The 13,276-nt window shown below is 37.0% G+C and carries 11 protein-coding genes; 2 read left to right on the forward strand and 9 right to left on the reverse strand.

The annotated features are described in order from the left end of the window. Nucleotides 1–91: 91 nt before the first annotated feature. Entirely contained in the window at nucleotides 92–970 is an 879-nt protein-coding gene (locus BAZO_RS11045) for a hypothetical protein (protein ID WP_003331597.1), read from the reverse strand. Nucleotides 971–1,002: 32 nt separating this feature from the next. Further along, entirely contained in the window at nucleotides 1,003–1,497 is a 495-nt protein-coding gene (locus BAZO_RS11050; RefSeq protein ID WP_003331598.1) for a flavodoxin domain-containing protein, read from the reverse strand. 255 nt (nucleotides 1,498–1,752) lie between these two features. Between BAZO_RS11050 and BAZO_RS11055 the strand changes: the two genes are divergently transcribed. Next, nucleotides 1,753–2,370, forward strand: coding sequence for a response regulator transcription factor (locus tag BAZO_RS11055; protein ID WP_003331599.1), 618 nt, complete (start codon nucleotides 1,753–1,755; stop codon nucleotides 2,368–2,370). Nucleotides 2,371–2,740: 370 nt separating this feature from the next. On the opposite strand, the gene BAZO_RS11060 is transcribed toward BAZO_RS11055, so the two are convergent. The 7 genes from BAZO_RS11060 to BAZO_RS11090 all read right to left on the reverse strand — a co-directional run bounded on the left by BAZO_RS11060 (nucleotide 2,741) and on the right by BAZO_RS11090 (nucleotide 10,289). Beyond that, a complete protein-coding gene (locus tag BAZO_RS11060; RefSeq protein ID WP_003331600.1) occupies nucleotides 2,741–3,334 on the reverse strand; it encodes an ECF transporter S component in 594 nt (197 codons plus the stop codon). A gap of 108 nt (nucleotides 3,335–3,442) precedes the next feature. Further along, nucleotides 3,443–5,338: a PrkA family serine protein kinase gene (locus tag BAZO_RS11065; RefSeq protein WP_003331601.1), complete on the reverse strand. Its 1,896-nt coding sequence runs from the start codon at nucleotides 5,336–5,338 to the stop codon at nucleotides 3,443–3,445. Between the two features lie 569 nt (nucleotides 5,339–5,907). Then, nucleotides 5,908–6,381, reverse strand: a complete 474-nt coding sequence (trmL, locus tag BAZO_RS11070) for a tRNA (uridine(34)/cytosine(34)/5-carboxymethylaminomethyluridine(34)-2'-O)-methyltransferase TrmL (RefSeq protein ID WP_003331602.1) — start codon at nucleotides 6,379–6,381, stop codon at nucleotides 5,908–5,910. Between the two features lie 57 nt (nucleotides 6,382–6,438). After that, the gene (locus BAZO_RS11075) at nucleotides 6,439–7,362 is read right to left on the reverse strand and encodes an amidase domain-containing protein (RefSeq protein ID WP_003331603.1); all 924 of its coding nucleotides are present in this window, start codon (nucleotides 7,360–7,362) and stop codon (nucleotides 6,439–6,441) included. 78 nt (nucleotides 7,363–7,440) lie between these two features. Then, nucleotides 7,441–7,971, reverse strand: a complete 531-nt coding sequence (locus BAZO_RS11080) for a methylated-DNA--[protein]-cysteine S-methyltransferase (protein ID WP_003331604.1) — start codon at nucleotides 7,969–7,971, stop codon at nucleotides 7,441–7,443. Beyond that, nucleotides 7,971–9,119 carry a tRNA epoxyqueuosine(34) reductase QueG gene (gene queG / locus BAZO_RS11085; RefSeq protein ID WP_003331605.1) on the reverse strand — a complete coding sequence of 383 codons (1,149 nt, stop codon included), beginning with the start codon at nucleotides 9,117–9,119 and terminating at the stop codon, nucleotides 7,971–7,973. Before queG ends, BAZO_RS11080 begins: the two co-directional genes overlap by 1 nt. A gap of 255 nt (nucleotides 9,120–9,374) precedes the next feature. Next, nucleotides 9,375–10,289 (reverse strand): diguanylate cyclase domain-containing protein, encoded by a 915-nt coding sequence (locus BAZO_RS11090; RefSeq protein ID WP_003331606.1) that lies wholly within the window; start codon nucleotides 10,287–10,289, stop codon nucleotides 9,375–9,377. A 161-nt stretch (nucleotides 10,290–10,450) separates the two neighbouring features. Between BAZO_RS11090 and BAZO_RS11095 the strand changes: the two genes are divergently transcribed. Continuing rightward, nucleotides 10,451–13,261 carry a cation-translocating P-type ATPase gene (locus BAZO_RS11095; protein ID WP_003331607.1) on the forward strand — a complete coding sequence of 937 codons (2,811 nt, stop codon included), beginning with the start codon at nucleotides 10,451–10,453 and terminating at the stop codon, nucleotides 13,259–13,261. Nucleotides 13,262–13,276: the final 15 nt, after the last annotated feature.

Genomic DNA, 13,276 nt, shown 5'->3' on the forward strand with positions numbered 1-13,276 from the left:
GCCCGTCGCACAAAAAGCCAACACATGGTTGACTCTATTTGTTATATGCTATGCTATTCCCTTTTTTCTACCTTTTTAATCCTATTTCAGGCTATCTTATTTTCACCCACGCCCTCTCATTAATATTTTTCCAAATTACAATTACACAAAAAATGGCTGTCAAATTTATAATCGGTATAACAATGATCGCCGGACCGACTTCAGTTCCAAGAATGGACATTCCTATTATTTTTGCACTAAGTGCCGTCATTAATAAGGCTAAAAAATGCATATAGACCGGGACTAGCAAATACCCTAATAGTCTATCTTTCAACAACAAAACGCCCGCTACAAATGCAATTGGTAATAATAGTGCTAAATCCACGGCTTGCACAACAAGAGTTGTATAATGTTCTACTTGTAACGGTATGCTGCCATTCAAAAGTGGTGGAACGACTACACCTAGCCAAAGCAATCCCATGATTGTAGCATTGAAAATCAAAAAGCCGCTGACCCCCTTCATTGCCCTACCTTTGTTAAAACAAGTACGCAACATATCTAAATCAAAAGAAAATAATGTTAGTGATAAGGCAAAAAAACTTAGTGAAGTAAGAATGACGTATATTAGAAAAAAATTATTAAACATACACATTAGCATATATAATAGGTAAGTTACGAAAAAGTAGCCCAGTGTACCAGCAAGTAAGATTCTACCTCTTAGCCACCCTCTCCTCGTTAAGTAAAGAGCGATTAACAGGATCGGAACACCGATAAATAATGTTACCACATCCTGAGCTATCCCTTGTGGGGCAACCTCCAGAGACATATGCTGATATATTCCTTTTCCATAAATCATAACAGTCTCTCCACGGATCGTTTCATATTCGAATGGACCTGGACCTTCGGAAGAAAATATACCAGCTATTGTTGCCGCCGTTGATAGGACAACAATGAAGAAAACAAGAATAGATACTGTCCCTTTTGCTTTCATTACTTTAGCACCCCCATTTTCGCTCAAAGGAGTTATACATCACAAAGAATTTCCGAGTTAAATTGTCTAGCAAATTCCTTAATTAAATCTACATCAAGCTTCGATACATCATCAGTTTCACCGCTTACTTTTTTAACAATCATTTTTTCTAGGAAGTTCATTTTGGAGAATAGGAATTCTCCTCCAAACAAGCCACTTGTTAAGGCTTTGTCTCTTAATTTTTTCGGAAATGCATGTTCAAATTGTTCCACAGCGTCTTCCCCTTCCCGCATGCAGCAAAGGTAAAGACCGATTTTCTTTGAAGCTAACATGTCAATATTTTGAGAAATAAATTTTTTCTCTTTACGAGAAATGAAACCACCATGAATCGAAGCGCCGATAATAACACCGTCATACGGGGTTAAATCCGGGTGTGCATTCATATTCAAATCTAAAATTTTCACATTGCCTTCTAAGAAGTCAGATAACATGTGTGCAGCCTTTTCTGTAGTCCCATGAGAAGAAACAAAAACTATTAAAATCTTCATTCAAATTCTCCTCTCACACATTAATATCAAATGCAATATTACTTACTTCTATTTTACTACTGCTCTTTTCCATATTCTGTGATTTTTTTACGAAAAATTGAATGAATTGTGAATTTCACATTGTCAATGATATTTAAGTCCCAAATATTCGGAAATTATTAAAGTTTGGTGAATATTTACATTCAACTGTATCCTTGATGATATAATTATACATAATTTTACATAAATGGTTTTGTTTTAGGAAGGTGAGATAAAATGAACCGTAATATTAAGTTAATGATTTTGGATAATCACCCTTTCGTTGTGTGTGCAATTTGTGATTATCTTGATAAGGTAGATGACTTTGAAGTAATTGAAAAAACGAATGATGGTCAAAAAGTACTAACATCCATTGAAAAATGTAAACCTGATGTTATAATCATGGATCCTTTCTTAAAAAATGGAAAAGGGATAGAGTTAGTCAAAACTATTAAAAATACATACAAAGATTCTATAAAAATAATAATATTCACAGATTATAACTGTAATGAGTTTATTAAAATTGCTTATCAATTGGGCATCCACGCCTATTTATTGAAAGAAGAACCATTCAAAAAAGTAATTAATGCTATTCGACAAAGTTACCTTGGAAATGTGTTACTACCCCACCATTTAATAATGGCTGATAGTGCACCACACAATTTAACTATGACTGAAATAGAAATTTTACATCTTATTTCTAAAGAAAAAAATAATCAGGAGATCGCTAAAGACCTGCATATCAGCAAACGGACAGTGGAATATCATATCACTTCCATATACCAGAAGATGGGTGTTTATACACGGGTTGGCGCAATCATGAGAGGTATGGAGAAAGGCATTCTTTATCTATAAAATTATCAATATAAAGCAAAAGAGGCTGACAATTTCGGCCTCTTTTTTCAACAATTTTCTGCGTGATTCCGCAACTAAAATTGTGTGATTCTTCACTTATATTGTCGATATATACGGTTATTTAGAACAGCAAAATTGATTATGATTAATTTGTAGATTTCAATAAAACACTTTGTTAGGGTAGGAGGTGAACAATTTGATTAATTTAGGTTTAGCTCTAGGTTTATCTGTTGATGTATTATCAGGTCTTGGTAACTTACTAGGTGGCGTAGTTGGAGTTGTTGGCGGTCTTTTAGGCGGATTACTTTAATATGGAATTATAATATTTTTTTGAAAAAAGCTGTTGGGTAATCAACAGCTTTTTTATATATTATTTTTTATTTAACTTTAATAATGGCCTCGCAATAATCGGCGCAATAATAGCTGCAAGTACCGCTTCCGCTATTCCATTTGTTACAAGTATGTATAGAATAGCCGGCAATACTTCACTTACATCCATGTCCATTGCATTCGCATAGGGCTCTTTATAAAAAAGATAGGTTAATCCGAGTACTAATATCGTATTCGTCATTGTCCCCAATAATGCAGCGATTCTCATCGACCCGGCAGAACGTAGCTTCGTTTTTGAAAAAGCAATGAAAGCATAGCCGGCAATCACACCAATTAATATTCTCGGTACTACGGATATTAATGGATTCGTAAAAATAAGCGGTGCCAGTGGACTAGTCGGAGCTATAAACGCTCTGATAAAAGTGATCAAACCCCAAATTCCACCAACAATGGCTCCATTTTTAGGACCAAATACAAATGCTGTCACGATTACGGTAATGGGAATAATCGTTAAACTAAGCGGGCCAACTGGGATGTAACCGAGAAAAGGAATAAACGTTTGGATAATAACAATTGCAGTAAGTACACCTAATATCGCAAGTTTAAATGTTTTGTTTTCATTACGGGAACTCATCGAAATCTCCTAACTCAGTTTTTCTTTTAAATATAGCTAATTCGATTATACAAAAAAGATGCCCAAAAGCTAAACTTTTTTGGGCATCTTTGGGAACCTTTTTTATTTTTATCGATTCAACAAACTTCCAACATAACGTAATAACTCATTTGCAGATGTTGAATTATAGCCGTATTCATCAATAAGTGTTGCCACAACCTCATTGATTTTCTTAAGTTGCTGCTCATCCGGTGTCTTGGAGGAAGTTGTGATTTTAACAATATCTTTCAAGTCAGCAAATAGCTTTTTCTGGATTGCTTCACGCAATCTTTCGTGTGAATTGTAATCAAAGCGCTTTCCTTTACGAGCGTAGGCTGAAATTCTAATCAAAATTTCTTCACGGAATGCTTTTTTCGCATTTTCAGAGATTCCGATTTGCTCTTCAATGGAACGCATTAATTTTTCATCTGGATTCATTTCTTCACCCGTTAATGGGTCGCGAAGCTTATTCTTATTGCAGAATGCCTCGACATTATCAAGGTAATTATCCATTAACGTTTTAGCTGATTCCTCATATGAATAAACGAATGCTTTTTGTACTTCTTTCTTAGCGATTTCGTCATATTCTCTGCGGGCAACAGAAATGAAATTCATGAATCGTTCCCGATCCTCATTAGAAATGGAAGCATGCTGATCTAAACCATCCTTCAATGATCGCAATACATCCAGAGCATTAATCGATGGTGAATCCTTACGAATGATAGCTGAAGAAATCCGGTTGATAACATAACGCGGATCAATTCCTTTCATTCCTTCATCAATATGCTCCCTTCTCATTTCTTCCACATCAACATCATTAAAGCCTTCAAGAATTTCCCCGTCATACAGCCTCATCTTCTTCACATGGTCGACTCCCGCTTTTTTAGAATCTTTTAAACGGGTTAAAATGGTGAACATAGCCGCAACCTTTAGCGTGTGCGGCGCAATATGAACATGAGCCATCTCACTTTCATTGATCATCTTCTCGTAAATCCGCTCTTCCTCACTATAGCTTAAGTTGTAAGGAACAGGCATAACAATGATCCGAGAGTGCAATGCTTCGTTTTTCTTATTGGAAATAAACGATCGATATTCCGCTTCATTCGTATGGGCGATGATTAATTCATCTGCACTAATTAAAGCAAAGCGACCAGCTTTGAAATTGCCTTCTTGCGTTAAGGAAAGTAAATGCCATAGGAATTTCTCATCACATTTCAGCATTTCCTGGAATTCCATCATTCCACGGTTTGCTTTATTTAACTCACCGTCAAAGCGATAAGCACGAGGGTCAGATTCAGAGCCGAATTCGGCAATGGTTGAAAAGTCGATACTTCCTGTTAAATCAGCAATATCCTGTGATTTGGGATCAGATGGACTAAATGTTCCAATACCAACCCGCTTATTTTCCGAAAAGAAGATCCTTTCAACTATAACATCCTCAATCCGACCGCCATATTCTTCTTCAAGCCTCATCATATTTAATGGTGAAAGATTTCCTTCAATCCGGATTCCATATTCCTTATGAAAATCTTCGCGAAGATTGGGCGGAATCATGTGGAGGGGATCTTCATGCATTGGACAACCCTTGATTGCATAAACAGCACCTTTGTCAGTTCGTGAATATGCTTCCAAGCCTCTTTTGAGCATTGTAACAAGTGTAGATTTACCACCACTAACAGGTCCCATTAATAATAAAATTCGTTTTTTTACATCAAGCCTTTTAGCTGCAGGATGAAAGTATTCCTCTACTAACCGCTCAATGGCATCATCAATCCCAAACATTTGATTACGGAAAAATGAATATTTTTTTTCTCCTTCAATTTCCTCGACTCCAGCATCTTTAATCATATTATATACTCGGGAATGAGCTGTTTGCGCCACATACGGTCTTTCTTTCACAATGTCCAAATATTCAGCGAAGGTACCTTCCCACGCCAAACGTTCCTCTTCCTCACGGTGCATTTGAATCTTTTTTAAGATGTCCATAAGTACCTCCCTCTAAGTTGAGATTCAATTTAGTGGTTTATATCACTTTATGCTGTATTGTTGCTTAACATGTCTTTTATTCTTAAACAACTATTTAAAATAAATAGAATGCTTCCTACAGCCTATGCATCTAAAGTCATTTTGTCATTGATTCGTTGTACATAATAAAGTTAAATTTTCTTCATACTTTTCATTCACAGTTAGGACAAGTTGGGCTATAATAAAGCTATATTGTGTCTTAAGGAACTCTTACATAAGGGAGGAATTTCCATGGGTTTTATTTTAATAATGGTCGTTATCCTTGCATTCTTAACAGCTATTTTCACTTCTGGATACAATGATAAGCCGAACCAAAATTAATTCGAAAAGCGGAAGCGACCGTTTAGCGACGTAAGGACTGGAGCACATCGACTGAGATAAAGGAAACACGAAGAGCGCTAGCGATTCGATGTTGACTTATCGTAGGGAGGTGGGCGAAGTCCACTAGTCGCTGGTCGCTGGAGCTAGACACTGCTTCTTTTTTTAAAAATGACCTTAGCAAAGGAGTTGCTCCTAACTAAGGTCATTTTTTATGCTAAACCAGGGTAATTTTGTTGTCTTAGTGCTTCATAGACTATGATCGCAGCCGTATTCGATAAATTAAGCGATCTAACATTTTCAGTCATCGGCAGGCGTAAACAGTTTTCAGGATGCGCGGCGATCAAGTCCTTCGGCAATCCCGTTGTTTCTTTCCCGAATATAAAATATATTTCTTCCTCTATATTGCTTAAATCAAAATCTGTATGTTTGTTCTTTCCAAATTTCGTTATGAAATAATATTTTCCGCCTTTGTTTTGTTCAAAAAAAACATCCAATGAATCATAATTATGAATTTTTACAAACTCCCAATAATCCAGACCGGCTCTTTTTAAATATTTATCTTCAGTGGAAAATCCAAGTGGATGGATTAAGTGCAATGGTGTATTTGTAGCTGCACAAGTTCTCGCTATATTCCCCGTATTAGCTGGAATTTCTGGTTGATATAGTACGACATGTATCCCCATACTTTCACCCTCTAATTCTTTAAAAATTGAATTCAACCTTTATATTATAGCATACATCTATTTTCTATCTAGAATATGAAAAAACTTGTATTTAATATTGGGGGTATACGCACTGGAATCTTCATATGCCCAGTAGCGCATCCGACTATTATAGGTGTGGGCATTTACTAGCGGCTCATTATTTACATCCTTGGCTACAACAATAGTATTATGATTCCATCTCCCGTCACCTTCAAAATCATAACAAATTAAATCACCAATATTTAAGTGGCTGGGAGAAGGAACCTCTTGTGCTATAATTCCTTGTTTCGCACCACTTAAATGCCAACGAAAGGAATTAGCAACAGTCCAGCTATAGCTCCAAGAATGACCGCTAAACCACCATCCTTTATTTCGATTTCCAAATCCCACCATCGGAATCCCGCCCTCGTGTACGCATTGCGAAATAAAGTTTGTACAATCGTCTTTAAATTGTTTATATTTCGGATTGTAGCTATTCCACCATCTTTCAGCATATTGCACAGCTGCTCTTCGGTCATAATAATAGCTTTGCCTTGGGATGTCCTCGGAATGTTTATATTCTTCAAGCCTGATCGGTCCCTCTGTTTCCTCAATAGCGGTCGGTTCTTTCTTTATTGTGGAATCCATCATAATTTGGTTATTTTTAATGATTGCTTGTCTCTGTTCAATATTTTCTTCTATATAAAATTTATCTTTCGGTTGCTTAACCAAATACTGATGATGAAGTACATAATCTATATAGCGTACATCATCGATATTTTTTTCACTAATAATTTGGGCATTAGTAGTCGCTTTAACGATTTGAGATTTACGTTTTCTAAATTGATTTATTGTTTTTTCTATTAAAAGTTGATCGTCTTCATTAAGTTGAAGTGCGTTTCTATAGCCCACTTTGTTCCCAATTAACATATTAAGCCGGTGATTTACAAGCTGTTCTAGTTCCTCTAACCATGATGCCATATTTTCTCATCCTTTCTTCAGGAGGACATTCATGGTTATATGTATATGTATTAAAAAAGAATAAAGTGCCTATATGGGCTATAGGCACTTCATCTTTTCTAATTCTAACAGTTTTATTTTTTTATCAAGACCGCCGGTAAATCCCCCTAGTTTTCCGTTGGTATTAATAACACGGTGACACGGGATAATGATAGGTACCGGATTCTGCCCAATCGCGGTGCCAATCGCCCGAACTGCTTTCGGTGCAGAGATGGCTTCAGCAATGTCTTTATAGGATTTCGTTGAACCATATTCTATATTTAAAAGCTCGTTCCAGACTTTCTTTTGGAATGGAGTTCCGTGCAGCTTGATTGGTAAGTCAAAATTCTTTTGGTGATTTCCTTTAAAATAGTCGTCCAACGCTTGTACTACTGGGAGAAGTTCTTCATTACTGTATTTTAACTCGCCATCCGGCACGTGCTTTTTAAGCCAAGCCATAAGCTTGTCCCGGGCGTCCCCGATTGAACCGAATTCAATATTGCATAAACCGTTTTCTTTTGTCCCGATAATCGTTAACGGGCCAACAGGGCTGTCCATTTCTGTATAAAAAATTTCTCTTGCCATCCTCATCATGACCTTTCAATTGAAGTTTCCAATAATTTTAGACCCTTATCAATCTCATGTAAAACCTGTTCATCCTTCTCCTTTTCCTTAGCACGTTCCAATATAGACTTGCCTTCAGGAGCTCCAATTTTTCCAATCGCCCAAGCAGCTGTACCTCTTAAAACTGGACGTGTATCTTCAGACAAGACCTTCGCAAGATCATTGATAGCTGTTTCATCCTTATAATGGGCTAAGCCAATAATTGCATTTCTTTGGATTGGCTTCTTCCCTCTCCACGATCCAGCAAGCGGACCGAACTTTTCTTTAAACTCTTTATTGCTGATAAAAAGAAGTGATTTTAACTTAGGCTTCACAACCTCTGGATCCGGATCCATCTCAACATGGAAGTCGAAATTTTTCCCCTTATTATGAGGACAAACCATTTGACATGTATCGCAGCCATATACACGGTTCCCGATCTTGACCCGATATTCGTCCTCTATAAACCCTTTTGTTTGTGTTAAAAACCCAATACATTTCGTTGCATTTATTTGTCCCCCCTGCACTAACGCACCTGTTGGACAGGCTTCCAAACACTTCGTACATGTACCGCACATATCTTCAATTGGCTGATCTGATGGAAAGGGAATGGTTGTAATCATTTCACCTAAGTAGACATAGGAACCAAATTCCGGTGTTATGACCGCACAATTCTTTCCACTCCAACCTATTCCTGCTCTTTCAGCAACGGCCCGATCGGATAACTCACCTGTATCCACCATCGATTTAATTTGGGCATCAGGGATTTTTTCTAAAATAAACTCTTCTAATTTATTTAAACGATCTCGTAATATATGATGATAATCCGTACCCCATGAAGCACGGCAAAAAAGTCCACGCCGCTCTTCTCGTATACTTCGCGGAGCATCTTTCAATTTGGAAGGATAGGCAAGTGCTATCGAAATGATAGACTCGGCACCTGACAAAAGGAGTTTAGGATTTGTTCTTTTTTCGATATCACTTTCTTCAAAACCTGACTGGTAATTTAATTTTTGTTGGGTATATAAGCGTTGTTTCAACTCAACAAATGGATCTGCACTTGTAAAACCGACTTTTTCTATTCCAATTTCTTTACTATAGGCAATGATTTCATCTTTTAATTTTGCAATATCCATCTTTTCATTTCACCTCTTCCAAGAGGAAGTATTAAAAAACGCAATGCCTCGTTTATCTAAGAAACGAAACACTGCGTTGATAACAATTTTCAAAAAAATCTGAGGCATCCGCCGGAGGCTTTAACTTTATTCAGATGAATAAAGTTTTTTGCTCGATGTTTCACATTATATCATCGAGTTATCGTTCAATCAATAGTTTTATTGTAAAAAACATGTCGAAATTTCTCAGAAAAATATGTTGACAAATTAATTTTATTATTCCTTATTTGTAAAAATTCTATATTCAAGTTTCCCCTTCTTTTTCGCATCGTACAAGGCCTTATCTGCATATTTAACCAAAAGGCTTTTGTCAATTGCATGATCAGGATAAAAGGATACTCCTATTCCAACACCAAGCTGCAATTCATGCTCATTAATATAAAAAGGTGCTTCAAAAGATTCTAATACACGATTTGCAATAACCTCTGCCATCTCATTGGAATCTATATTAGCTATAATAATTCCCATTTCATCGCCGCCAAACCTTGCCACCGTATCGTTTTGTCTAACACAGCCTTTTATCCGAAAAGCCATTTCTTTAATAGCCATATCTCCTGCATCATGTCCATATTTATCATTGATCTTCTTTATGTTATAACCATCCAGCATCATGACCGCAATCTTCTTGTTTGTACGAGCCGCCTGATTAATAGCCTTAGTTAATCTATCCTCAAATGTACGTCGATTCGGCAACCCTGTTAAATAATCATAAAAAGCCATGTTGGCCAACTCAATCCGATGTCTTTCCCGCTCCGTTACATCTCTTACAATAGCTAAGATGTATTGACAGTCTCCTTCTTTATTTAAAATAGGATTTAATGAAGTCTCGCCGATAAATTCACGATTTGAGGGAAATAGGTTTGATTCAAACTCCAATGATTTTCCAGTTGTTACAACCTCTTTGTACTTACTAATTAAAAATGTGGACATTTCTTTTGGTAGAACGTATTGCATTTCTTTACCAATAATGTCTTGCTTTAAATCCATAACTTCGTATGCCGATTTATTCATATATAAATAACGAAAAGATTGATCACTAACTTCCATAACAAATACTAAATCTTTGATCAAATCAAAGATTCTTGCAAAGGATTTAGCATCCTGTCCAATATTTTTCAAAAAACGATCCATACAAATCTACCTCATACACCTTTGATATAAATATGGTTCACCTAAGAAATTAGTTTTAAACAAAATTTGTTCAACAATTATTCTTAAATTTCATAAAAATAAAATGCTAAAATATTATCAAAGGAAAAAAATGGCTTCACCTTCCAGAGGGGATGGTAACAATGGCAGGTAACGATTCCGTAAGACAAATTGACAAACAATTTATATCAAGCATTAAACCGTCTTCGGCTTTTGAATACTTGAACACAAAGGAATGCGGTCTATCTAACGTCGATGTGAAAGAAAGGGCTACTATCTACGGAAAAAATACTATTAAAACAAAAAAAGCCTTTCACCCTGTTCGTCGTTTTACAAAACAACTGTTCAATCTTTTAGCGATTATGCTATGGATTGCTAGCATTTTGGCAATTATTGCTGGCACCCCGTTGTTAAGTTATGTAATGTGGACAATCATCATTATTAATACCATTTTTTCATTTATACAAGAAAGAAAAGCAGATCAGGCTCTGCAAGCTTTAGAAAAGATGATCCCAAACAATGTGAAGGTTTACCGGGATGGAGAGCTGTCCGTGCTACCAGCTGACGAATTGGTACCCGGAGATGTTATTTCTTTAATGGCAGGCGATAAGGTCCCAGCTGATGTCCGAATTGTCTCCGCTGCCGGGCTATTCGTTGATAATTCGATGTTAACCGGGGAGTCAATACCTGTTGACCGCGACGGGGAGGGCGATCCGCTCGAAGGCAAATCAATCGTAAATAGTCGTAATCTATTATTTGCTGGAACAACTATTACGGGGGGCGAGGCAACAGCAATCGTCTATGCAACCGGAAAAAATACGCAAATTGGAAATATCACACAATCCACCGCCCAAATCAAAAGAAGAAAAAGTACATTGGAATATCAAATTCAAAAAATCACTAAAACACTTATCATCATTGCTCTTATTCTTGGATTATTGGCCTTTGTAATTTCAACATTCGTTACTGGTATCCATATTAATGCGGCACTAATTTTTGCCATCGGTATTATTGTTGCCAATATTCCTGAAGGTCTCATGCCTACAGTAAGTCTTTCATTGGCAATGGGAATGCAGCGCTTAGCTAAGAAAAATGCCCTCGTCAAAAAACAATCCGCAGTAGAAACACTAAGCAGTACCTCTGTCATCTGTACTGATAAAACCGGAACATTGACACAAAATATTATTTTTGCCAAAAAAATTTGGACGGCCAATGGTGTTGTTGACATTAGTGGTGAAGGATATGGAAAACAAGGAGAACTGATATCCGTTACTGATCAGAATAAACAAACACTGGAGCGGCTTTTTACAGCTTCAACGATTTGTGCCGATACTGTTCTCCATAGTGATGAAACTGAACCTAATAAATGGAAGGTTATCGGTGACCCAACTGAGGCTGCTATTTTAATTGCAGCACAGAAATTCGGCATTTGCGTTGATGATTTGGAAAAACAATTTGAACGAACGATTGTTATTCCTTTTAGTTCCGCTACAAAAACAATGTCTGTTTTGGCACGTAATAAACAAAATTCTTCTTTTGAAATAAATCATTTGCTGCAATTTACTAAAGGAGATCCCGCTAAAGTCATTGATCATTGTCGTTATATTTTTAAGGAGGGTCAAGCTGTTACGTTAACTCAAGAGGAAAAGTTACAAATAAATGCATACAAAGATGAAATGGCTGGAGAAGGATACCGGATAATAGCCATTGCTTATTCGGATCATATTGGTGATGTTGAAGCCATTTTCGGTGATTTGGTTCTTCTTGGATTGGTTATCATGTATGACCCGCCAAAGGAACGTGTAGCCGCTGCAATCGCCGATTGTTATCGGGCTGGTATCAAAGTAACAGTTGTAACTGGGGATTATAGTCTAACAGCCGCAGCTATTGCAAAACAAATTGGTATTATTAGAGATCAATATATTGCAATAACTGGGGCGGAGCTTGAGAAGATGAGCAAAGAAGAGCTAGGGAAAAAAATTGATACGGATATTCCCGTTATTTTTGCCCGTACGACCCCCAAGGATAAATTAAAGATTGTCGATGCTTATCAAAGTTTAGGTCATATTGTAGCAGCAACTGGGGATGGAATTAATGATGTTCTTGCGCTTCGAAAAGCTGATATCGGCATATCAATGGGGAAAAATGGATCAGACGCCGCCATTGAGTCATCGGATGTTGTCCTTTTAGATGATAATTTTGCCACAATCGTCGAAGCAGTAAAAGAAGGTCGAGCTATCTATAGCAATATCCAAAAATTTATTACGTATATACTAGCTTCTAACATACCGGAAGTGCTTCCTTTTTTAGCGATGGGAATTTTTAATATCCCGCTGGCCTTAACGGTTTTACTTGTCTTGGCCATTGATATTGGAACTGATTTGATACCAGCCATCTCCCTTGGACAAGAAATTCCGGATGATGACGTACTTGATCATCCGCCAAGAGATCCACATAAAAATATTTTAGATAAAAATGTATTGCTCCGTGCCTATGGTTTCCTTGGTGTCATTGAAGCTGGCATGTTATTTGTAATGTATTTGTTAACCTGGAACCACTTTGGCTTTACAGTAAGTGAACTTCGCTCATTCACAGCAGCGCTTGCAGACGGAACAGCCAGTGAACACATCATGTATGTTTATAAATATGCGATCACTTTATCATTTGGAGCCGTTGTCGCCTGTCAAATCGGCAATATTCTAGTATGTCGTTCAGCGCGGCAACCATTCTATAAATCTATGAAAAAGAAAAACCACTTAATGATTTGGGGGATTGTCATCGAAATCGGGCTTTTCTTATTGATTGCTTATACTCCGTTGTTTCAATTATTATTCGGCACAATCGCACCAAAAGTTGAGCATCTTTTAGTATTGTTGGTATGTCCAATTGTGCTTATTGGTGTTGAAGAGCTTCGGAAGTGGGCCGTTCGTAGGACAAGGAAGAGATTCGTTTAATATAGGCACGATAAA

Source organism: Schinkia azotoformans LMG 9581, from assembly GCF_000307855.1.
In the GTDB taxonomy this organism is placed as follows: Bacteria; Bacillota; Bacilli; order Bacillales; family Bacillaceae_J; genus Schinkia; species Schinkia azotoformans.

Excerpts from the sequence above, each read along its gene's own strand:
- BAZO_RS11075 (WP_003331603.1), bottom strand. The coding sequence starts at position 7,362 with ATGGCATCATGGTTAGAGGAACTAGAACAGCTTGTAAATCACCGGCTT.
- BAZO_RS11065 (WP_003331601.1), bottom strand. The coding sequence starts at position 5,338 with ATGGACATCTTAAAAAAGATTCAAATGCACCGTGAGGAAGAGGAACGT.
- BAZO_RS11055 (WP_003331599.1), top strand. The coding sequence starts at position 1,753 with ATGAACCGTAATATTAAGTTAATGATTTTGGATAATCACCCTTTCGTT.
- BAZO_RS11060 (WP_003331600.1), bottom strand. The coding sequence starts at position 3,334 with ATGAGTTCCCGTAATGAAAACAAAACATTTAAACTTGCGATATTAGGT.
- BAZO_RS11045 (WP_003331597.1), bottom strand. The coding sequence starts at position 970 with ATGAAAGCAAAAGGGACAGTATCTATTCTTGTTTTCTTCATTGTTGTC.
- queG (WP_003331605.1), bottom strand. The coding sequence starts at position 9,119 with ATGGATATTGCAAAATTAAAAGATGAAATCATTGCCTATAGTAAAGAA.
- BAZO_RS11080 (WP_003331604.1), bottom strand. The coding sequence starts at position 7,971 with ATGAGGATGGCAAGAGAAATTTTTTATACAGAAATGGACAGCCCTGTT.
- BAZO_RS11090 (WP_003331606.1), bottom strand. The coding sequence starts at position 10,289 with ATGGATCGTTTTTTGAAAAATATTGGACAGGATGCTAAATCCTTTGCA.
- trmL (WP_003331602.1), bottom strand. The coding sequence starts at position 6,381 with ATGGGGATACATGTCGTACTATATCAACCAGAAATTCCAGCTAATACG.
- BAZO_RS11095 (WP_003331607.1), top strand. The coding sequence starts at position 10,451 with ATGGCAGGTAACGATTCCGTAAGACAAATTGACAAACAATTTATATCA.
- BAZO_RS11050 (WP_003331598.1), bottom strand. The coding sequence starts at position 1,497 with ATGAAGATTTTAATAGTTTTTGTTTCTTCTCATGGGACTACAGAAAAG.